The sequence below is a fragment of the Mesorhizobium sp. M1066 genome (assembly GCF_040318635.1).
Lineage (GTDB): Bacteria > Pseudomonadota > Alphaproteobacteria > Rhizobiales > Rhizobiaceae > Mesorhizobium.
This window is the reverse complement of sequence record NZ_JAMYMR010000003.1, coordinates 237,528-258,725: the sequence shown is the minus strand read 5'-3', so window position 1 is coordinate 258,725 and position 21,198 is coordinate 237,528. Positions and strand designations below refer to the sequence as shown.

The window sequence follows — 21,198 nt, the reverse complement described above, 5'->3', positions numbered from 1 at the left end:
TCATAAATGCTTTCACCTAAGGGAACATCGCAGGTTCCTCGAAGTTGGGCAGCCACGGAGGACGTGCACATGAACAGTGTCATCTATCTTATCGGCCTTATCGTTGTCGTGCTCGCGGTCCTCTCCTTCTTCGGTTTTCACTAGGTGGCCCATGCAGCATGAGAACGATCAGGGCGGACAGCCCACCGATTTCGACAAGACGAAAAGCGAAGTTTCCGACAGGCTTCGCCAGGAAGAGGAACGTGCCAGCGAGTTGCTTCACGACGCGCGTGATGCGGTGACCCGCAAGGCTGGCGACTATGCATCTGAAGCCAAGGAGGTCATCGCCGACAAGGCGGAGGAGGCGCAACGCGACATCGGATCGAGCCTGGCGGCGTTGGGCGGTGCACTGCGCGCGGCCAGCGATCACCTGGCCAACAACGATGAAAGGAACGCATCGAAGTTCGCTTTGGATGCTGCCGGTGGGCTTGAGCGGCTTTCATCGTCCTTGAAACAAAAACCGTTCGGCCAGGTCCTTGAGGAGGTGCAGTCCTTTGGCCGGCAAAATCCCGGTGTCCTGCTTGCGGGATCCGTGTTGGCCGGTTTGGCGCTCGGGCGGTTCATCAAGGCTTCTCCGCCGGCAAGGCCGGAATCTCAGGCTGCTCCGGGAGACCTCAAATCACACACCGGTCAGCCACAGGGTTGGTCCGCTGATCGTTCGCAGGATTTTGGCCTCGTCGGCGATGACGGGGCTATGCAGAAGGCGGAGCAGGAGAGATGAACACCCAGGACAATCCCAGCCTTGCCGGGCTGATCACCGACTTGGCCCAGAATGTCACCACTCTGGTGCAAACCGAGGCGAGGCTGTTTCGGGCCGAGCTCTCTGAAAAGCTTACCAAAGCCGGAGCAGGTGCCGCGGAAGTGCTGGGCGGTGCGATTTGCCTCCTCGCCGCGCTATTGGTGTTGCTGCAGGCACTCGTTATGGCACTGACGCGGGCAGGGCTTGGCGCGGGGTGGTCTTCTCTGCTGGTCGGTGTGGTCGTGGCGGTCCTCGGCGTCATCCTGCTGCGGACCGGGATGGCCAGCATGGCGCCTTCGGAACTTACCCCCGACCGGACCCAGGAACAGCTCAAGCGCGACGCGAGCGTGATTAAGGAACAGGTGAGATGAAAGAGAAATCCGCAGCCGAACTTGAACGCGAGGCCGAGGCGGCTCGCGCCCGGGTGATGGACACCGCCGAATCGATTCGAGGCAAGATGACGCCGGGACAATTGCTGGATGAGTTCACCGGGCTGTTCTCGGGAGGAGAGAGCTCGGCCATGCTCAGCAATCTCAGAACGCAGGTCCGAGACAATCCTTTGCCGGTCACCATGGTGGGCGCGGGTCTGGCTTGGCTGATGTTCGGCAGCGGTACCTCAAACACGGCCCACGGTTCGGCTGGCTACCCGTTGCCTCCAGCGCCGGGACGGCATGATGAAGGTGAGCGCGGCGGCTTCAGCGGCACGCTCTCCGATGCCGCGGAATCGCTCTCATCGAGCGCTACCAGCGTCGGCGATACCATATCGAGCACCGCAAGAGCCGCTGCGGCGGGTCTGACGGGAAGCGCTGCCAGTGCAAGCTCGACGACTGGTGACATGGCGGCGAAAGCCAGCCGCTCCGCCCAATATCTGTTGGAAGACCAACCCTTGGCCGTAGCGGCCGTCGGTCTCGCCATCGGTGCCGCTATAGGTGCAATGCTGCCCCATACGGCAACGGAGGATGAGCAACTAGGCGCCTATGGGGACAAGCTTCGCGACACCGCCGAAACCATGCTCGACAGGGGTCTCGATGAGGCCAAGCAGGTCGCCGCCGATGCCTATGAGACCATCAAGCAGGAAGCTGGCCGGCAACATATGGAAGCAGGCACGATGGCCGATCAGCTCGGCGAGATTGTGAAGTCCACAGCAGACAAGACCGAGCGTGCCGTGCGGGAGCGGATTTCCGATCCGTCTCAGCGCCAAACCTAGCTTGATAATCCTAGATCAACGATAGTCGGTCTCCTCCAGAAAGGGGTCGGCGTTGTCCGTCGAACGGTGAACCGCTCGAGTCATTTCAGAGCATAGAGGTAGGCCGCGATATCGCGCGCCTGCTGCTCCGTGATCCGTGTCGATGGCATGGCCGTGTGCGGATTGACTTCCCTTGCCGATCGTATCCAGCGGATCAGGTTCTCTGGATTGTTGGCTAGCCCGCCGCCGATAAAAACGCGGTCAGCAAGACTGGCATCCAGGCGAGGGCCGACCTGCCCTTGCGCGCCCGGCACGCCCGCAATCGTATGGCAGCCGGAACAGCCGTTCGCCGTCATGATCGGCAAGGCCCTCGCAGTGTCACCGCCCGTGGCCGCCTCCGCCTCGTGGCGGACGCGTGCGGCCCGATCGGACCACCAGGTCATTCCGGCCACGGCCGCGACGAGCAGCACCAGCGCGGCGCTGACGGCGGCAAGCAGTTTAGACAAGCTCGTACGCATGCGCCGCCTCCCTGCTTCCGCTCGCCTTGATCCACAGCGCGGCCAGCAGCAGCGCTACGCCGCCATAGATCAGTCCAGCTGGAACCCACATGACCAGCCCGGCAAGCTGCTGGTCTTCCAGGGGACTCAAATTCCACAGTGCCGCTCCCTCGGCGTTCTCCGGGTACCAGAGCCGTGGCGAGAGCAACAGGAGAACGCCGAGCAGACCGGTATGCAGCGAGGTGATGAAGAGGTGCATCACTGCGCTCCCATAGGCATGCTGGCGGCCGGGACGCGGCAAGAGCACCCACCAGAACAGCAGCCCTGTTCCGAAGAAGCTCGCGTGCTGTGCATAGTGCAGCACGCCGCGTTCGAGCGCGGCTTCGAATAACACCGGAATGTGCCAGATCCATATGGCTATGCCGTGGATAATGGTCGCGCTGATCGGCCGCGTTGCGTAAGCCCAGACTGCCTTCAGCCAATTGGCGTGCCCGGCAATTCCCAGAATGCGCCGGAACCGGGTGGGCAGGCCCCACATCAACGCCGCAGCCGGGCAGGCAGAGACCAACAGCGGCGCCGCCACGGCCATCAGAAGTTCATGCTCGATCATATGCGCCGCAAATACCTGCTCGCCGAGCGCATGAATCGGGCTGACCAATGCGGCTGTCAACACGCCCCATCCGGCCGTGAACAGCAGAGCCTGGCGCAGCCGCAAAGTCCTGCCGCGGCTGCTGCGCCGCCAAAGCCGGCTCGCGCCCACGACATAGGCGAGTCCGAGGACGGCAAGCGGCAGCGTAATGGGCAGCGCGAGCGTCCACCCGGCCTCGGGTGCGCCGGCGCCGTAGCAGATGGAAGTAGAGAACAGCGCGTCCAGGTTCATCGCAGGCACTCATCCAGGATCAGCGCCGCGCTGCCTTGCATGAGGATCACAAGCGCAAACAGCAACGCCGACAACATTCCGAGGTTGGCGACGAAGCGCTCTGTGCCGCGCGTACGCTCCGGCTTGAATGCGGCACCGCCTCGCCGCTTCGCCCGCCACGACAGCGCCCCGCCGAGCAGCGACAACAAGACGAGCAGCAGCGCCACGGGAAGCACGACCGGCACCTGGCGATTGCATTGCCAAGGCACCAGCGCATAATTCAGCTGTGTCGAGACCGCCCAGGCCAGCGGACCTGACAGAAGACCACCCCAAGACGTTCCAAACCGCAACGCTCGCATGTCAGCCTAGCCTCGGCGCCCAATAGATGAGCACATAGATCGGGATCCAGGTCAGGACCACGAAATCCCAGTAGAAGACATTGTCGCCGACATCGCCGAAGCGCCGGCCGCTATAGCCGTGGCGCGTGAACATCAGCACCATCAGCACGATGGTGTCGCCGACATCGGTTATGAGGTGCGTGGTGTGCAGGCCAAGCAGCACCCAGAGCATCGATCCATAGGCGTTGGTGTCCCAATAGATGTTGAGGGCGGGGAATTCGAACCAGCGCACGACGAGCGGAGCGATGCCGAGCAGCGACATGACCACCAGGCCGATCCGCACCGGTACCATGGAGCATTGCTTGGCATAGCGGTGGAGGATGTGGTTGGGCACAAGGCTGACGACAAACAAAATCGTGACGATCGTTCCGGGCCAATGGTTCGGCTGCGGTGCGCTGAGCGGCCATGCTGGCCATGACAGCGCAAGGTAGAGATATGCGCCTGCCGCCAGCGCGAAACCTGTGCCTTCGAGCGCCATGAAGCCCAGCGTGCCCCACCAGGTGGGGCTGTGCGGACCATGCCCGAAGGTCGGCAGTCCTGAAAGATCGGCGGCAACTCGATGCTTCATTCCTGGTCCTCCGGATCGCCCTTCGGCCAGAACCAACCGATCAACGTGATGGCGATCGGCGCGGCGCCCCAGACGATGGCCCAAGGCGTGAAAATCGAATAGAGAAACGTACCACCGACGGCGAGCGCCGCGAAAAGAGGCCAGATCGACGGTGTGGCCGATTTCTCACGAATGTCGGGATGAGCTTCCGCCACGGTGGAGATGAGGAGCTCGCGCGCATCGACGCGGAGCCCGGTCCCTACAGGGAGCGCCTCGCGCTCGGCCCAGAGCGGCTCGATATGGGTGACGATGGGAATGCGTGCGAAATTATAGCTCGGCGGCGGCGAGGATGTTGCCCACTCCAAGGTTCCTGCGTCCCACGGATTGTTGCCGGCCGAGGTGCCTTTCAACGCGCCATGCACAAGGTTGAAGGTGAACAGCACAAAGCTCAGGAAGAAGAGCAGCGCCCCGGCCGAGATGAAAAGGTTGATGTTGCCCCAGCCAAGCTCGGCCGGATAGGTGTAGACCCGTCGTGGCATGCCCCATAGGCCGACGAGATGCATCGGGAAAAAGCTCGCATTAAACCCGATGAAGGCCAGCCAGAAATGCCAACGCCCAAGGCGTTCGCTCATCATGCGGCCGCTGATCTTCGGGAACCAGAAATAAGCAGCGCCAAGCAGCGGGAACACCGAGCCGCCGATCAGCACGTAATGGAAATGCGCGACGACGAAATAGGTGTCGTGCACCTGAAGATCCAATGGCACAGAGGCGAGCATGACGCCGGTCAGCCCGCCGATGACGAAGATGAAGAAGAAGCCGAAGACAAACAGCAATGGGGTCCGGATCACCGGTCTGCCATCCCATAATGTTGCCAGCCAGCAGAAGATCTGCACGCCGTTCGGAATGGCGATCATCATGCTGGACGCGGTGAAGAAGCTTGCGCCGAGCTTCGGCAATCCGGTGGCGAACATGTGATGGACCCAGAGCCCGAACGACAGGAGGCCGACAGCGAAGAGTGACAGGACAAGCCCGAGATGGCCGAATGTCGGTCGCCTGGCGAAAGCCGGGATGATCGAAGAGACCATGCCCGTCGCCGGTAGGAAGATGATGTAAACCTCCGGATGGCCGAAGAACCAGAAGAGATGTTGGAACAGCAGGGCATCCCCACCCTCAGCCGGGTTGAAGATATGTGTGCCGACTAGCCGGTCCAGGATCAGGAAGGTCGAGGTGATCATCACCGCCGGCATCGCAAAGACGACGACGAAGGAAGTGACCAGCATCGCCCAGACATAGAGCGGGATCTTGTCCAGCGACATGCCGGGGGCTCGCTGCTTGAACACGGTGACGATGGTCGCCACCGCCACGGCCAATGACGACACTTCCGTATACGTGATCATCTGCGCCCAGACGTCGGCGCGCTTGCCCGGTGCGAATTCGGGGCCGGACAGCGGCACGTAAGCGAACCAACCGACATCAGGGGCCATGTTGAGGGCGAAGGACACCCAGGCAAAAGCGCCGCCCGAGACGTAGATCCAGTAGCTGAACGCGTTCAGGCGCGGAAACGCGATGTTGCGGGTGCCGACCATCAGCGGTACCAGATAAATGCCAGTCGCCTGCACGATAGGCACGGCGAACAGAAACATCATCGTAACGCCGTGCATCGTGAACAGCTGGTTGTAGAGGTCCGGCCCAATCAGGCCGCGTTGCGGTCCCGAGAGCTGGATACGCATGGCCACAGCGTTGAGGCCGCCAAGACACAGGAAAACAAATGCGGTGATCAAATAGCGTCGTGCGATCACCTTGTGATCGACGCTAGACAGCGCTCCAAAGATACCGGACGGCGTCCGCCAAGTGCGTTCGAGCCAGCGATGCAGACTGGCATCATCCATTCCCGTATCCCGGGGTCCGTCGCGTTCGGGAGCGAGGTCGCCCTTGGAGGCGGTATCCAGTTCCGGGATGTGGCGGTCGCCTGTGATATCGGCGCTGCTCATTTCAGTCCCTCGAGATAAGCCACAATTGCGTTGAGCTCGTCGCCATTGAGATCTGCCACTGGCATGTGGGAACCCGGCTTGATGCCTTGCGGGTCGGCTATCCAGGCGGCGAGATTGCCGCGGCTCATCGTCAGCGTTCCGGCCGCCAATGTTTTCCGGCTTGCTATGTGGGTGAGATCGGGAGCCACCGTTCCGCCGGCCGGCGTCCCCCCGATCCTATGGCACATCACGCAGGGGCCCTTGAGGAACAGGTCCGCGCCGGCCTTGGCCTCGCCGCTAGCCGGCGCGCCGGCCGGCTGCAACTGGTCGTTCAGCCAGGCATCGAATTTCGAACGCGGCTCAGCGATGATGAAGGTGCCCATATTGGCATGCTGCGCGCCGCAGAATTCAGCGCATTGACCACGGTAGACGCCCGGCTTGTCCGCCTTGATGTCCAGCACGTTCATGTGACCCGGTATAAGGTCGAGCTTACCGGCCAAGCTTGGAATCCAGAACGAATGGATCACATCCGTCGAGGTCAAAAGAAGCCTCACCGGCTCGCCGGCGGGGATGTGGACCTCATTCGCCGTCGTCAGGATGCGGCTCGGCGTAGCATTCTCGTAACGCACCTCCCACCACCACTGATGCCCGGTTACCCTGATTGTCAGCGCGGCGTCCGAGCCAATGGCGGCAAGCGTCCTGTTGGCGAAAAAGCTCAGCAGCGTAAGTCCGATCAGGATTATGGCGGTCAGCCCGACAGCGGTGACAACCACGCGCATCTTGCGGCGTTCGGCCCCTGCGTTGAGTAAGAGGGGTTCATCGCCGGGACGCGATCGCATGACCAGCGGTGCTGCGAGCGCGATCATCACCAGCACCCACACAACCGCGCAAAGCGCGGTGAAGAACCAGATCAGCCAGGCCAACTCGCCGGCTGCGGGGCCTTTCGGGTCCAGCGCCGATTGCCAGCCTGCGCATCCCTGCAGAAGCAGGACACAGAAGGGGACAAGCGCCATGAAGGCGAGCCGTCTCACGGCGACTTTCCCAGCGTCGCGGCATCCGGCAGGCGGTTTTCAGACGGGTGCACCATCATATCGTCGTTGCGCTGCGGCGCGGCGGAGGAGGGCGCGTTGCCGCTCAGTGCGCGTACGAAGGCCGCAAGTTCCCAGATTTGGTCGTCGGGTATCGTCTGGCGGAAGCTCGGCATCCCGTTTGGTCGCCCGTCGCGGATGGTGGCATGGATGCTTTCGATCGAGCTGCCGTAAAGCCACTTTTCGTCCATCAGCGCCGGACCCATGCCGCCACCGCCATTGGCGTGACAGCCCGAGCAGTTGAACCAGCCGAACAGGCGCTTGCCCTCGCTAAGGTGAAAGGCGTTCGCCTCGAAGCTCGCCGCCTTGTTGTCACTGGGGGAAGGCCGCTGGCCGCCGGGCTCAAGCGCGGTCACCGGTGTCGGCTGTTCGCCTGAGCCGAGCGCCGATTGTGGCCGGGTATCGCGCTCCTCACGCTGGCAGGCGACCAGGGCCAGCGTCAAGGGTAGCAACATCGCCAGAGCCTGCCTCATCGCGCCGGACTCCCGGCCATGTCCAGACGCGGTACGCCGTATTGCGCCAGAACCGCGTCGATCTCGGCCTTGTGTCTGGCAAGCGCGCTATTCACATCGCCACGCAGCGCATCGTCCTCGCGCCGAACACCCATTGAGATGTCGTACATCAGCGGCAGTTGCGGTCCGTCGATGCGAGGCGTGACCGGCGTGATCCGGAGCGACACCTTTTGCCTCTGGGCGAAATAGCCGGCGAGCGGACCCCAGACCACGGCAAGATCAATCTCACCGTTCGCGACAGCTTCGACGATGCGCGCCGGAGGGTTGGGAGCGGAGTAGTCGCCATAGACGGGATAGCCGATCAGATGTCCGACGATGCCGCGGCGGCCAAGCGCTTGGACAGGCGGCGAGTTGGCGCCATCGTCGCCGATGAGCTGAACACCGATGCGCAATTCTCGCAACCGCGGGTCGTTGAATGAGGCCACGTCCGGGCCGTCCTGGCGGGTCACGAAGACATAGGACGAACGGTAGTAAGGCGTGGTGGTGCGCAGCATTTCGAGATTGGCAGGCGTGCCGGGCATGAGATCGCAAAGGCCTGCCTTCAGCGTGTTGCGGATGAAGCCACGGCGCTGCGCCCACCAAGTATACGTCAGCTTGGCGCCGAGATCAGTGGCGATAATTTCCGCGATCCTGTTCTCGAAGCCTTGACCGGCCGCGTTGGAAAACGGCATGTTGTTCGGGTCGGCGCACACTCTCAACTCACGTGCATTGGCAATAGCCGGCAAGAGCAATAAGGCGAGCCCGGCCATGCCGATCGCCACCCGTTGGAACGCCTTGCGCGTCGGACGGACGGTCAAGTCCAATCCATCAAGGAAGCCGGAACACATAAAGCGTGCCTCCCGCCGTGGTAGCGTTCTTCAGATCCTTCATCGCGTTGACGAAGCCAAGTGCCGCCGTGGCATCGCGTGGGTCGAGGTCGCCCGAAACGATGGCGCCGGCCCAGCCACCGACGCCCGACAGAATTGCGACATATTGGTGCCCATCGGGGCCGCGATAGGTGATCGGCTGGCCGATGATGCCGGACGATGTCTTGAACTGCCAAAGCAGATCGCCAGTCCTGGCGCTGACCGCCTTGAACCAGCCTTCCATGGTGCCGTAAAAGACCACATCCCCGGCAGTGACGACGGTGCCGCTCCACACCGGAAAGTTCTCCTTCAGGACCCAGGCCGGCTTGGCCGCGGCAACATCCCAGGCGGTGAAGGCACCCCGATTGCCCCCCGGCCCGGGGATCATGCGTACGTTCATGCCGACATAGGGTGTGCCTGCGATGTAGTTTACCTCGACGCCTTCTTCGTCCATGCAGAGATTGTTGTGGGGGATGTAGAGCAGGCCGGTCTTCGGCGAAAAGGCCGATGGTTGCCAGTCCTTGAGGCCGGACGCTGTCGGGCAAATGTCTCGGACCACCTTGCCGGTGCCGGTTCTCTTGTCGGGGTTTGCAATCAGCCGGCCGGTCTTCAGATCGACGCCCTTGCTGGAATTGACCGGGCCATAGGCTGTGGCCGACAGCACCTCGCCGGTGGTTCGATCGAGGATATAGAGATAGCCGTTGCGTTCCGGTCGGACCAGGACCTTGCGCGGCTTGCCTTGCCAGGTCATGTCCAGAAGGATCTGCTCGTTGATGCCGTCATAGTCATGGAGGTCATGCGGGCTCCACTGATAGAACCACTTCGCCGCTCCGGTATCGGCGTCTCGCGCAAAAATACCGGACGTCCATTTGTTGTCGCCTGGCCGCAAATCCGGATTCCACGGTCCTGGATTACCTGTGCCGTGGAAGATCAGGTTCAAGTCCGGATCGTAGGAGATCCAGCCCCACATGTTGCCGCCGCCGATCTTCCAGGCTTCCGGCGGCCATGTCGTCACGCCGAGGTCCTTGCCCTTGTCCATGTCGTAGTGGGGCTTGAAGTCCGGTCCGATCAGCACATCCTTGTCGGGCCCTGTGCCATAAGCCGTCCAGACAACATGTCCGTCTTCCGCATCGAGCGCCTTGACCCAGCCGCGGACGCCCATTTCGCCGCCGGAATTGCCGACCAGAACTTTGCCCTTCACCACCAGCGGCGCCATGGTAATGGTCTCGCCGATGTTGATGTTGCCGATATGAGTGTTCCAGATCGGCTTGCCCGTATTGGCATCGAGCGCGATCGTATGGCCGTCCAGCGTGTTGAAGAAGATGCGGCCGTCGGCGAAGGCCGCGCCGCGGTTGACTACATCGCAGCAAGCCACTCCTTGTGCCGCCGGCTCGGGGTTGGGCTCGTACTTCCATTTCATCGGCGCACCCGGCCTGGAGAGGTCAAGTGCGTAGACGATGTTGGGAAAGGGCGTGACGATGTACATGATGTTGCCGACGACCAGCGGCGCTGCTTCCTGGCCCTTGTTCACACCGGTCGAGAAGGTAAAGGCGACCTGCAGGTTCTTGACATTGCCTTCGTTGATCTCGGTCAGGTCGCTGAAGCGGGTCGACGCGTAGTTCTTGGCTGGCATCGTCCATTGCCCGTCGTCGGGTGGCGCTGCGGCGGCGGGCGGCGCAATAGCCGCTGCCGATGGGGGCTCCGAGGCACCGCTCAGGAATGGGCCGCATGCCAGCAGCATCACCGAGAGTATGCAGGTGCGAAAAGAATTCCAGATCGCCAATGCGCGGGCGCCTCGTCCTGCGTCAACGCGCGCCGGTGCCGGGTGCAGCATGCCTTTCATTTGTGGATCGAGCCTCCCACGCCGGCGCCGAGCTCCGCCGCGATGTCAGCCTCGGTGCCGGCACAAAGCGGATGGCCCCAGCCCGATGCGCTTTTGCCCCCGGGATCGAGATCGTAGACGATGGCGTCCTTGCGACTGGGATTGACCCCGGCTGGAACCTTGTCGAGGCCGAGCGCCGCGCGAACACGCCAGGCGACATTGTGATCGGCGCATGAGGAATCTCCGGAGACTCCGATGCCTCCGACGATGCTCTTGCCGTCATAGAGGGCAAGCCCGCCGCCAAACACAACGACGCCTCCAATCGGCTTGCCGACGAGGGGATCGCTGGCGCTTCCGAACGCTTTGGGATCGCCCGCATAGGCCGCGGCCTGGTTGACCGGATTGGTCTCCTGCAAGCCGAAAAGCGGCCCGCCCGGCTGCGCCCCCGCGTAGAGATTGGCCGTCGATAGGGCCATCTGCGCCAGGCTGAGTCCATTGGCCGTGTTGGCCTTCTCTGCCGCGACGAGGCGACTGCCTGGCCATTGCGAATCGGCGGTGGGACCGCTGAAAGCGATCGCGCATACGGCGCCGTCGCGGGCGACGATAGCGGCCCATTCGTTGGTCTCAAAGCCACCGTTGGCAGGTCCGCCGCTTGCTTTCACATTGGCCTTGAGGACAGCGAGCAGCTTATCGTGGTCGGCCGGGCAGGGCGCCTGTGCCATGGCCTGGCCCTTTGGGAACAGGCCACCCGTCAATAACACCAGACCAAAGGCTGATAGCAAAAGCTGACAGCGATACATTGTCCTGCCCATTCGTTCGAGCGTCAAAGAATCCCGGAGCACTCTGGCAGACCGGAAAATACGAGAATGAATCCGTGATCCAATGCCGTCGGTATTTAACTTGGGCGATGCAGCTATGTTCCTGCTTCTGCAAAAAATTGCGCAGCCCCTCGTACGCCGATGCAAGTTGCCGTCTGTCCGTGTCGCCGGCGGAATATCCGCGGCCGAGATTGTGCTACCTGCTGTGATACGTATTGTGATACAAACAACACCCGGCAGGAAGAAAACGTAATAAAAACAGTTACTTGATTGGTGAACTGATCCCATCCAACGGTACCACCGGCTTTCCTCATAAAGCATTGAATTTAGTGGAAATGATCGCGGTCGGGATCATGCTGCCCAGAGAGGTCAGGGATCACGGAAGGCGTGTGGTTCTCCGTATACCAGCCGTGACGGAGGAGAACGAACGGCAGACCCGAGGTCCGCAACGCAGCTTGACCTTTTGCAACGCTGCGCTGATGCGCTTGAGGGGTCTTGAGCTATGGCGTCAACCCCGGCTCGTCGGGCAATGACGGCCTCGATTTCGATTACCAGGATTTTTTCGACAACGGCGCGGTTGCTCTCCATTTGATCAGCGCTGATGGCCGATTTGGTTGCGGCCCGGTCAAATGTCGGCCAGAGGAGGCCTCGTGGCGCATGAGAAAACGCTCTATGGCGCGGATGATCGCAATCAGCAGCAGATTGATCACGAGGTAGAGCACGCCGGCAATGGCAAAGATTTCGAAGATCGCGAAGGTTTGGCTCATCAGCCGCTTGGCGTAGCCGGTGATCTCGAGCACCGTGATCGTCGAGGCAAGGCTGGTCCCCTTGACGACGAGGATGAGCTCATTGCCATAGGCTGGCAGCGCCTGGCGGATGGCGAGCGGAAACTCGATGCGCCGGAACCGCAGCATGCGCGACATGCCGCACGCCTGGGCAGCTTCGACGAAGCCAATCGGAACCGACATCAATCCGCCGCGCAGGATCTCGGACGTGTAGGCTGCGGTGTTCAGCGCAAGCGCCAGCACGGCGCAGCGCGCGCCGTCACTAATCAACCACCACAAAACCGCGTTGTCCTTGATCAGGGAAAGCTGGCCGAGCCCGTAATAGAAGAGAAAAATCTGCACCAGTAGCGGCGTCCCACGAAAGACATTGGAGTAATATTTGGCGAAGCCCGACAGGAAGCGGTTCGACGATAGCCGCATCAGCGCCAATCCCAGACCAAGATTGAAGCCGATCAGCACCGAAACGGCCGTCAATATCGCCGTCATCCCCAGGCCTTTGAGCAAAACCGGAACCGCGAGTTGGATGAGTTCCATCGTGCTACTTTCTTGTCCGGAGCCTGAGCAGGCGCTCGATTCCATCGAAACCGGCCTGGCTTACAAGCGTGATGACCAGATAAACGGCAGCCGCAATCAGGTAGAAGATGAACGGGTGGCGGGTGGAATTGGCGCCAATGAATGAAATGCGCATCAATTCCTGAAGGCCCACCACCGAGACCAGGGCCGTGTCCTTGATCGTGGTCTGCCAGACATTGTTGATGCCGGGAACCGCGATGCGCAGCATCTGCGGCGCGATGATGCGGCGAAAGATCCGCACGCCCGATAGACCGAGCGCGCGAGCGGCCTCGATATGCCCATCGGGGATCGCCCCCAAGGCTCCGCGCACGACCTCGGTCGAATAGGCGCCGGAGATCGCGCCGATGGCGATGACCGCGATGACGAACGCATAGCCGCTCTCCGCGACACCGGCATAGCCGAAGGCGGTCACGACCTTGGTCACGAATTCAACCGAACTGAAAAACAACAGGTAGATGATGAGCAGTTCGGGCACGCCACGCACGAGCGAAGTATAGGCATCAACGAGCAGCGAGAGCGGAACTATCCGGGCCCATTTGATCAGGCCGCAGACAATGCCGATCACCAACCCGGCGGCCATGCTGACAAGACCCACAAGGATCGTTATCGACGCGCCACGCAGGATGGCGGTCACCCAACCCGCTTCCCAAACCTGCCAGAGACCGAATTCCATCTGCGTTGCCCTAGTCTGTCGTGCCAATGAAGCGCATGCGCCCGGCGGTCCGGGCGCATGCGAGGTTTCCAACGCGTTATTTGCAGGGCCGGGAAATGTCCGTCTTGAACCATTTTTGGCTTGCCTTGCCGACCGAGCCGTCCGCGATCAGCTCGCAAAGCGCCTTGTCGATCTTGGCCTTGAGTTCGGTGTTGTCCTGCGCGATGCCGACGCCGATGCCTTCGCCAAGCGTCGGGTCGTATGTGCTCTTGATCTCAACGCCGACCAGTTGGAAGTTCTTGCCATCGGGCTTGTCCAGAAAATCCTGCAAGGCGGACTGATCGGCGAAAGCCGTGTCGATACGGCCGCTCGCCAGGTCGATCTGCATCTGGTCGAGCGTGTCGTAGGTTTTCAGGTCGGCATTGGGCGCACGCTTCTCGAGGAAATGCGCGTGGGTGGTGCCAGCCTGCACGCCGACCTTCTTGCCGTCGAGCGACTTCAGCAGCGTGTCGACGTCGGTGATGGCGGCCAGATCAGAACCCTTGGCCGCGACGAACATGTTGGCCAGTTCGGCATAGCCGACGCTGAAATTGATCTCCTTCTTGCGATCGGCGGTGATCGACATGCCCGAGATGATGACGTCGAAGCGCTTGGCCTTCAGCGCCGGGATCAACCCGTCGAACGCCTGCACGACGAAATGGCAGGTCACCGCGAGTTTGGTGCACAGCAACGCGCCGACATCGGCGTCGAAACCGGTGACGTTGCCATTGGCGTCGGACATGCTCCATGGCGGGTAGGCGCCTTCCGTTCCGATGGACAACTCGCCTTCGGCCGCCAATGCGCTTCCCATGCTTCCCGCGAGACATGCGAGCAGCGTCAAGAATTTCAGTTTCATGTCAGTTCCCCTTGTTGATCTTCATTGCGGTTGTCCGGTGCGAACCGGACGCTTCGAGGATGCGGGCTTCCCTCACAGTGTCCGTGCCAGGAATTGGCGCAGACGCTCCGAGCGCGGGCTGCCGAACAGCTCCGCGGGCGCACCCTCTTCCTCCACCTTTCCCTGGTGGAGAAACAGAACCTTGTGGGAGACCTCGCGCGCGAACTGCATCTCATGTGTCACGAGGATCATGGTGTTGCCTTCCTCCGCCAGTTGACGGATCACCCGCAGCACCTCGCCGACCAGTTCGGGATCGAGCGCCGAAGTCGGTTCGTCGAAGAGGATGACTTTGGGACGCATCGCGAGCGTGCGCGCGATCGCGGCGCGTTGCTGTTGGCCGCCTGATAACTGGCCCGGATAGTGGGCGTGCTTGTCGGCGAGCCCGACTTTCTTCAACAAGGCGTGCGCATGTTCGACGGCCTTGTCGCGGGGCTCCTTCAGCACGTGCCGGGGCGCCTCGATGATGTTCTCCACCACCGTCATGTGCGGCCACAGATTGAAGTTCTGGAAAACCATGCCGACGCGCGCACGGATGCGTTCGACCTGCGCCATGTCGGCAGGCCCAAGACGGCCGTTCGACAGCGGCTTCATCTTGATGACTTCACCGTCGATGGCGACCTTGCCGCCATCAGGCTGCTCCAGAAGATTGATGCAGCGCAGGAACGTGCTCTTGCCCGAGCCCGACGAGCCGATCATGGAAATGACTTCGCCGGCATGGGCGGTGAGGTTGACGCCCTTCAACACCAGAAGCGAGCCGAAGCTCTTGTGAAGCTCGTCGATCTGCACGGCCGGCGTGGCGATGTTCGCTTCGTCGGCGGGCGCCGTGTCGGCCGCCACGGCGGGAATTGTTGGCGGCGTCTGTTCCCTGCTGAGGGCCGCGTCCTGGGTTACCTCGACAGTCCGCAGGTCCGCCAGCGCCCGGTCGAAATAGCGCAGGCTGCTGGACAGGCAGGTGCGCCGCCAATCCGGATCATCGGGAATGAAGGCAGCGCGCAGCGTGTCCCGGATCCGCTTGCCCAGGGGCGAATCAAGTTTCCCGAACTGATGCAGCCAGTTGTCGGCCTGCACCGCCTCCATGACGGCCGGGCCGTCCAGCGTGCCGCATTCGACGACAAGTGGCAGCACACGCGCATTCGGCATTGCCTTGCGCACGGCGTCGGAAACATAGCCGGTCGCCGTTGCTGCGATGCCGGTGTCGGTTTTGGCACCCTGGCCTGTCAGGACTGTCGCCAGCGCCGGCCCGAAGATGGATTTGCCCCAGGCAAGGCCGTCATGCTCGGAATTCGCCACAGAAAGCAGAGCCGGATAAGCGTAAGGCCCGGCGCCGGTATGCAGGTCGAAGACGATGACCTGGCGTGCTGCGCCGGCGAAGGTCTTCAGGATTTCGTTCAAGGTGCGGTTCGACCAGGCCGGGCCGCCACCGCCGTAGAACATGCCGTCGGCGAACTCATACTGGCCGGCTTCGACGATCGCCGCCAGCCCGGCATGCCCAAGCCTCTTGCGCGCCACGGCGAGCTTCTCGTCGGCCGCTATGCGATCCGGCCCTTCCCATTCGCGATAGGCCACGGCGTCGTGCAGGCCGGCATAACCGTTGTTGACCGGAGTGCTCGAAGACCAGTCGATGAAGTTGCGGTTGAGGTCGACATTGTCTTCGTTGACGCGCCGCGACCAAGCTGTGCCCCAGGGATTGATGAGGTGGATGGCAAGGATCGCCGTGTCGTTGGGTAAGCGCCGCAGGTTCTTCTGGCCGAGCCAGGCGGTCTGGCAGGTCGAGCCGAACGGCCCCTCGACACCATGCGTGCCGGAGATGAGCACGATCAGCTTGCGCGCATCGCGGCGGCCAAGCAGCGCCACATCCGTCGCCAGCGTCTCGCCATCCGGGCCGTTCAGCGGATGGACATATTCAGACAGTTCCGCGCCCGCCCGCTCAGCGGCTTCGCGAAATCCCTGACGCAGGGTGGCGAAATCAAAGGCATAGGCTGATGCCGGCTCATCATGGCGCATGGTTGATCCCACGGGACGGCTGGCGGTTGCGGTCAATCCGTTTATTCCCTGTCGTTCCACCGTGGGCCTATTCATCGTTGTGATCGCTCGCGTTGTGAGGGCAATCGGCGCTCCTTGCCGGAAAGGAATGGCCTGGAGGACCGGACGAACCAGGCGTCGGAGGGAAGCACCTTGTCGGGGTTCATGATCGATCGATCGTCCAGGGCTCGTTTCACCCGCTCCATCGCGAAGAGCTTCGTCGGATCAGCCGTCGCCAACAAGGAATGGATGCGTTTCGACCCAACACCGTGCTCGGCCGAAAAGGAACCGCCAATCTCTTGCAGTTGTTGATACAGGACGCCCTCGACAGCTTCCGCCATGTCAGGCGCCAGCGGCCCCTGGCGGTTGAGGATGATATGCAGGTTCCCATCGGCCAGATGCCCGAAGATATAGGGCGCCAGACCCGGTTCGATCGCGGCGAGCCCGGGCAGGATTCTTCCGAGATAGGCCGGAATTTCCGACAACGGCACCGACACGTCGAAGGACGGCGCATTGGGATGGGCGCGATAGAGCACACCGGTGTCCTCGCGCAACCGCCACAGGTCATCCTCTTGCCGCCGCGAGCCGGCGATGATGCCGGTGGCTTCGGGATAGCACTCCATCACTTCCGAATAGATGCGCTCGAAATCCTCGCGCAACGCCTCTTCGCGCGCGCCGCCAAGCGACAGGCAGGAACAGCGGCTGGTCGAGCGGCACGCTCGGTTCGGACCATTCATGCGCGGCGGCGGCCAGGCTGAAATACGAGGTCCACATCGCTTCCGCCGCGCGCAGATGCCCAGCATCCGATTCAAGCGCCAGGCGAATGGTCTGCAGAGCCGCTTCAACCGACGGCAGGCCGAAAAGGGTGGTGGCGGTGGCTCGCGGCGAAGGGTCGAGCTTGACGACCACGCGGGTCACAATGCCAAGCGTGCCCTCGGCACCGATGAAAAGATGCTTCAGATCGTAGCCGGCGGAATTCTTCACCACCCGGGTCAGATCGGAATAGACCGATCCGTCGGCCAGCACGGCCTCCAGGCCAAGGACGCGGTGGCGCATGACCCCGTTGCGAAAGGCCATCACGCCACCCGCATTGGTGGACACCATGCCGCCGATCGTCGCCGAGCCGCGCGCGGCAAGATCGATACCGGGCTCCAGCCGGTGCTCAAATGCGGTAGACTGCAAAGCTTCGAGGGTAACACCGGCACCGACGACCGCCACGCGTTCGACGGGATCGAGCCGCTCGATCCGGTTCATGCGTGCTAGGGAAAGAACGATCTCGCCCGGCCGCGAAACGCTGCCGCCGACCAGGCCGGTCCGCCCGCCCTGCGGCACCATGGGAATCTCGTTCTGGCGGCAGAAGCGCACCACTGCCGCGACCTCGCCGGTCGATGAAGGCGCAACGACGATGCCGGCGCCGCAATCAGTCCCGTTCGAACCAAGCTCGATCGCCCCGACATCATCACCGGTCCGCACATTCGAGGCGCCAACGACATCGCGGATCGCGGCGACAACCGACAACGGCACCGCTTGCTCGATGCAGGTCGTTTGGCTGGGAGACGCGAGGCTGCTCATCGCGCCGCCAATCCCTGAAGTCCTGTGATCAGCCGGTCGTTGTCGGCCGGCAAGCCGATGGTGGCGCGCAGATAGTGCTCGTAGCCGGCTTCGCGCCACGCCTTGACGATGATCCCCTGCTTCAGGAGACCCGCCGCAAGGCTCGAACTGTCGCTCCTGCAGTCAAAAAAAAGGAAGTTTGTCTGCGACTGCGCAACCCCGAAGCCAAGGCCGGCAAGTGCGGCGGCGGTGCGCGCGCGCTCGGCCCTGACGCGGCCCGCCGACGCCTTCATCCAGCTTTCGTCGGCGAGTGCCGCGATGGCGGCGGTCTGCGCCGCCGCATTGACGTTGAACGGCGTCTTGGCGGCTGCGATCACTCTTGCCAGTTCGAGGCCGGAACAGACAGCATAGCCAACGCGCAGCCCCGCCAGCCCATAAGCTTTCGAAAATGTCCGCAGCACCACATAATCGATGCTGGTGTCGCGCAGGACCTCGATGCCGTCGGGCGCGCCGGGATCGGCGAATTCGAAATAAGCTTCGTCCAGGACAAGAAGCGTGCCGGGCCGCACGGTGGCGATCAGCCGCTGCAGGCTGGGGTGGTCAAGACCCGGCCCGACCGGGTTCCAAGGCGAGGATATGAAAACGATCCGAGGCCCGACGGCGATCGCCGCTTCGAGCGTGGCAAGATCGAACCCCATTTCGGGTGTCATCGCAATCTTAACGACATCGGCACCCGCCGCCAGCGGCTCTATCTCATGCAGGCCGAAGCTCGGCACCGTCGTGACGACCGAGGCGCCCGGCACCAGGACGGCGCGCGAGATGGCAGCGATCATCTCCTCGGAACCATTGCCGACAACGATCAGGCCTGGATCGACCGCCAGTTTTTCGCCAAGCGCCGACCGCAGTGCAATGCAGGCCGGATCGGCATAGCGCCATGGCTCGAAAGCTGACGAAGCCAATGCGGCCAAGACAGCGGGAGAACACCCATCCGGGTTCTCGTTGCTGGCCAGCCGGGCGATATCGTGGCGGCCACTCAGCGCCCGCGCCATTGCGATGTTCATGCCGGCATTGTAGGGCGGCAAGGCGGCAACATATGGATTGAGCGGCAGGCTCGACGCTGGTTTGACCGACTGTTCCAAATCCCAATTTCCGTTTCCCCGCACCCGCACGCGGCATTATGACTAGTCAAATATCCAGAACGACTGATCCGCGCGGCTTCGAGCAGCACAGCAGCACTTCGCCTTCCCCAAGCTCGTCCAGCGGTTCTTCGAAATAGGCGACGTCGCCCGAGATCAGCTGCGACTTGCATGTGCCGCAGATCCCGGCCCGGCAGCTGAATTGCGGCAACAGCCCCTGGTTTTCGGCGAAGTCGAGCAACGATGCGGCCGAGCTATCCCAGACGGCCGTCAGCCCCGACTTCCGGAATTCCACGGTTGTCGCTTCCCCGGCCGGCTCGACCCTTGCCGGCTGCGCCGGAACCGCGGGAATTTGCACGACATCGGGCTCAAGCACCGTCGCCGGGCCGAAGAATTCGTAGGCAATGCGATGCCTCGGCACGCCAAGCTCGCGCAGCAGGGCGTAGATCGCCTGCATGAACGGCGGTGGACCACAGAGGTAGTAATCATAATCATCGATCGGCAGCAGGCGCTGTAGCACGTCCCGCGAAATCATGCCTTCGCTGTGGAAGCGCTGCTCGGCCTTGTCGCGCTCGGACGGGGACCGGTAACAGTAGTGCGCGGCCAGGCGGGGCCGGATCGTGACCAGGCCGGTCACCTCGTCACGCAGGGCATGCACATCGCCGTTTTCGCAAGCGTGGATGAAGACGGCGCGGCGGTCCGGCATCGAAGCCAGCGCATGCAGCATCGACACCATCGGCGTCAGCCCGACACCACCGCTGAGCAGCACGACCGGCCGGTTGCTGCCCTTGTCGAGCACGAAATCGCCGCGCGGCCCTTCGGCCTGAAGCACATCGCCGACCTCGATCCGGTCGTGCAGGAAGCACGAGCTTACCCCGTCGGGCAGCCCTGGCGCGGGTGCTGCCTCACGCTTCACGCTGATCCGGTAGCGGGTGCTGTCGGGGGAACAGGAGACGCTGTAGTTGCGCAGCACATATCCCCTTTCGCCGGCTGCCTCCCGCGTTACCGGAATCCGGAACACCAGGAACTGGCCCGGCTCGAAGTCGCGCCAGTCCTGTGGATTGACCGGTTCGATATGGAACGACGTGATGATGGCGCTTTCGCGCACCTTCGCGACCACTTTCAGGTCGCGAAACCCGCTCGTTGCGATGGTGTCGCGAGCGGTGAATGCGTTCATTCGGCAGCCGCCAATTGCTGGCTCTCGCTGGCGATCAGCTTGGCCAGGTTGCGGCGAAAGCGCAGCGGTCCGACATCGATCTTGAGATCGAGATTGGGCGTGCGCTTGTTGGCCATGCCTTTATGCACGGCATTGAGCACGGTGCGATCCTCGTCAAAGGCGCCGCGCACGGAGGTGGCGAACTGGCGCGAAACCTCCAGATCGTCGGGGGCGAAATTGCGCATCTGGAACCAGTAGTATTTCGTCTGGTTTTCATCGACCGGCGTCATGAAATTGTAGCTGTCCATGAGGAACACGTCCTCGTGCAGCGGCTTGTCCTCGCCGCCGGTGCGGGCCGGCACGAAGATCGCCTTGATGATGGCGTTGGAGGGGTAGCGCACCTCGTAGTGCTGCTTGCGGTCGCAATTGCCGGAGAATTTGAGGAAGGGTGCATAGAAGGGAGCCGGCGCGGCATCGACTACCCAGCGCCACACCGTCACGCCATCAGCGCCCACGGTGGTTTCGAGCGGCGCATCCTCCATGGCCTGGACACCGCCGAAGGAGGATTGATGGACCCACGATACATGCGAGGGGTCGAGCAGGTTGTCGGTCATGTAGAGGTAGTTGCAATCGAGCGCCATGGACTCGCCGCGATTGACGCCCCACGCCGGATCGCCCCAGTGGTCGACCGCGAAAATCAGCGCGGGATCGGCCTTTGCCGCCTCGCCCATCCAGACCCAGAGCAAGCCGTAGCGCTCAGCGATCGGATAGGAGCGGACGCAGGCAACATGTGGTATTTTTTCCGCGCCTGGCACCCGTGTGCAGGTTCCCGTGCTGTCGAAGGTCAGGCCGTGATAGCCGCATTCGACAGTGTCGCCTTTGATGCGGCCCATGGACAGCGGCAGCTTGCGGTGAGGGCATGCATCTTCAAGCGCCGCCACCACGCCATCGGTCCGGCGGTAGAGGACAATATCCTCGCCAAGTATCCGGGTTGGCACCAGCCTGTCGGCGACCTCATGGTCCCATGCGGCAACGTACCAGCAGTTTCGAAGAAACATGGCGTCCTCCC

The 21,198-nt window shown here is 62.5% G+C and carries 22 protein-coding genes; 3 read left to right on the top strand and 19 right to left on the bottom strand.

Translation table 11 applies throughout. The annotated features are described in order from the left end of the window. Positions 1 to 151: 151 nt before the first annotated feature. The 3 genes from NKH52_RS06995 to NKH52_RS06985 are packed head-to-tail and all read left to right on the top strand — an operon-like array spanning position 152 to position 1,985. Positions 152 to 760 (top strand): hypothetical protein, encoded by a 609-nt coding sequence (locus NKH52_RS06995; protein WP_352728450.1) that lies wholly within the window; start codon positions 152 to 154, stop codon positions 758 to 760. Continuing rightward, positions 757 to 1,149: a phage holin family protein gene (locus tag NKH52_RS06990; protein ID WP_352728452.1), complete on the top strand. Its 393-nt coding sequence runs from the start codon at positions 757 to 759 to the stop codon at positions 1,147 to 1,149. The genes NKH52_RS06995 and NKH52_RS06990 overlap by 4 nt, the downstream gene beginning before the upstream one ends. Continuing rightward, entirely contained in the window at positions 1,146 to 1,985 is an 840-nt protein-coding gene (locus tag NKH52_RS06985; RefSeq protein ID WP_352728454.1) for a hypothetical protein, read from the top strand. The genes NKH52_RS06990 and NKH52_RS06985 overlap by 4 nt, the downstream gene beginning before the upstream one ends. Before the next feature lie 80 nt (positions 1,986 to 2,065). Here NKH52_RS06985 and NKH52_RS06980 read toward each other — a convergent pair whose 3' ends face one another. The 19 genes from NKH52_RS06980 to NKH52_RS06890 all read right to left on the bottom strand — a co-directional run bounded on the left by NKH52_RS06980 (position 2,066) and on the right by NKH52_RS06890 (position 21,187). Beyond that, positions 2,066 to 2,482 (bottom strand): c-type cytochrome, encoded by a 417-nt coding sequence (locus NKH52_RS06980; protein WP_352552145.1) that lies wholly within the window; start codon positions 2,480 to 2,482, stop codon positions 2,066 to 2,068. Continuing rightward, on the bottom strand, positions 2,463 to 3,341 hold the full coding sequence (locus NKH52_RS06975; protein WP_127296108.1) for a cytochrome c oxidase assembly protein: 879 nt from the start codon (positions 3,339 to 3,341) through the stop codon (positions 2,463 to 2,465). The genes NKH52_RS06980 and NKH52_RS06975 overlap by 20 nt, the downstream gene beginning before the upstream one ends. Then, the gene (locus NKH52_RS06970) at positions 3,338 to 3,679 is read right to left on the bottom strand and encodes a hypothetical protein (protein WP_127296109.1); all 342 of its coding nucleotides are present in this window, start codon (positions 3,677 to 3,679) and stop codon (positions 3,338 to 3,340) included. Before NKH52_RS06970 ends, NKH52_RS06975 begins: the two co-directional genes overlap by 4 nt. 1 nt (position 3,680) lies before the next feature. Beyond that, complete coding sequence (locus NKH52_RS06965; protein ID WP_352728457.1) at positions 3,681 to 4,286, bottom strand: cytochrome c oxidase subunit 3; 606 nt, start codon at positions 4,284 to 4,286, stop codon at positions 3,681 to 3,683. Continuing rightward, complete coding sequence (gene ctaD, locus NKH52_RS06960) at positions 4,283 to 6,256, bottom strand: cytochrome c oxidase subunit I (RefSeq protein ID WP_352728458.1); 1,974 nt, start codon at positions 6,254 to 6,256, stop codon at positions 4,283 to 4,285. Before ctaD ends, NKH52_RS06965 begins: the two co-directional genes overlap by 4 nt. Beyond that, positions 6,253 to 7,248, bottom strand: a complete 996-nt coding sequence (coxB, locus tag NKH52_RS06955) for a cytochrome c oxidase subunit II (RefSeq protein ID WP_352728832.1) — start codon at positions 7,246 to 7,248, stop codon at positions 6,253 to 6,255. The genes ctaD and coxB overlap by 4 nt, the downstream gene beginning before the upstream one ends. Before the next feature lie 14 nt (positions 7,249 to 7,262). Beyond that, complete coding sequence (locus tag NKH52_RS06950; protein WP_352728460.1) at positions 7,263 to 7,796, bottom strand: c-type cytochrome; 534 nt, start codon at positions 7,794 to 7,796, stop codon at positions 7,263 to 7,265. After that, entirely contained in the window at positions 7,793 to 8,662 is an 870-nt protein-coding gene (locus tag NKH52_RS06945) for a substrate-binding domain-containing protein (protein ID WP_352728461.1), read from the bottom strand. The genes NKH52_RS06950 and NKH52_RS06945 overlap by 4 nt, the downstream gene beginning before the upstream one ends. Then, positions 8,643 to 10,523 carry a methanol/ethanol family PQQ-dependent dehydrogenase gene (locus NKH52_RS06940; RefSeq protein WP_352728463.1) on the bottom strand — a complete coding sequence of 627 codons (1,881 nt, stop codon included), beginning with the start codon at positions 10,521 to 10,523 and terminating at the stop codon, positions 8,643 to 8,645. Before NKH52_RS06940 ends, NKH52_RS06945 begins: the two co-directional genes overlap by 20 nt. Beyond that, positions 10,520 to 11,224, bottom strand: a complete 705-nt coding sequence (locus NKH52_RS06935) for a heme-binding protein (RefSeq protein WP_352728465.1) — start codon at positions 11,222 to 11,224, stop codon at positions 10,520 to 10,522. Before NKH52_RS06935 ends, NKH52_RS06940 begins: the two co-directional genes overlap by 4 nt. Positions 11,225 to 11,868: 644 nt before the next feature. After that, complete coding sequence (locus tag NKH52_RS06930) at positions 11,869 to 12,639, bottom strand: ABC transporter permease (protein WP_352728467.1); 771 nt, start codon at positions 12,637 to 12,639, stop codon at positions 11,869 to 11,871. A gap of 4 nt (positions 12,640 to 12,643) precedes the next feature. Further along, on the bottom strand, positions 12,644 to 13,351 hold the full coding sequence (locus NKH52_RS06925) for an ABC transporter permease (RefSeq protein WP_352728469.1): 708 nt from the start codon (positions 13,349 to 13,351) through the stop codon (positions 12,644 to 12,646). Between the two features lie 76 nt (positions 13,352 to 13,427). Continuing rightward, positions 13,428 to 14,225 (bottom strand): transporter substrate-binding domain-containing protein, encoded by a 798-nt coding sequence (locus tag NKH52_RS06920; protein ID WP_352728471.1) that lies wholly within the window; start codon positions 14,223 to 14,225, stop codon positions 13,428 to 13,430. A 72-nt stretch (positions 14,226 to 14,297) separates the two neighbouring features. After that, complete coding sequence (locus NKH52_RS06915) at positions 14,298 to 16,268, bottom strand: DUF2817 domain-containing protein (RefSeq protein WP_352728473.1); 1,971 nt, start codon at positions 16,266 to 16,268, stop codon at positions 14,298 to 14,300. A 71-nt stretch (positions 16,269 to 16,339) separates the two neighbouring features. Next, positions 16,340 to 16,945: an FAD-binding oxidoreductase gene (locus NKH52_RS06910; RefSeq protein ID WP_352728475.1), complete on the bottom strand. Its 606-nt coding sequence runs from the start codon at positions 16,943 to 16,945 to the stop codon at positions 16,340 to 16,342. Continuing rightward, positions 16,851 to 17,858, bottom strand: a complete 1,008-nt coding sequence (locus tag NKH52_RS06905; RefSeq protein WP_352728477.1) for an FAD-binding oxidoreductase — start codon at positions 17,856 to 17,858, stop codon at positions 16,851 to 16,853. Before NKH52_RS06905 ends, NKH52_RS06910 begins: the two co-directional genes overlap by 95 nt. Then, complete coding sequence (locus NKH52_RS06900; RefSeq protein ID WP_352728479.1) at positions 17,855 to 18,976, bottom strand: aminotransferase class I/II-fold pyridoxal phosphate-dependent enzyme; 1,122 nt, start codon at positions 18,974 to 18,976, stop codon at positions 17,855 to 17,857. Before NKH52_RS06900 ends, NKH52_RS06905 begins: the two co-directional genes overlap by 4 nt. 46 nt (positions 18,977 to 19,022) lie before the next feature. Next, positions 19,023 to 20,150 carry a 2Fe-2S iron-sulfur cluster-binding protein gene (locus NKH52_RS06895; protein ID WP_352728481.1) on the bottom strand — a complete coding sequence of 376 codons (1,128 nt, stop codon included), beginning with the start codon at positions 20,148 to 20,150 and terminating at the stop codon, positions 19,023 to 19,025. Beyond that, positions 20,147 to 21,187 (bottom strand): aromatic ring-hydroxylating dioxygenase subunit alpha, encoded by a 1,041-nt coding sequence (locus NKH52_RS06890; protein ID WP_127297837.1) that lies wholly within the window; start codon positions 21,185 to 21,187, stop codon positions 20,147 to 20,149. Before NKH52_RS06890 ends, NKH52_RS06895 begins: the two co-directional genes overlap by 4 nt. Positions 21,188 to 21,198 lie beyond the last annotated feature (11 nt).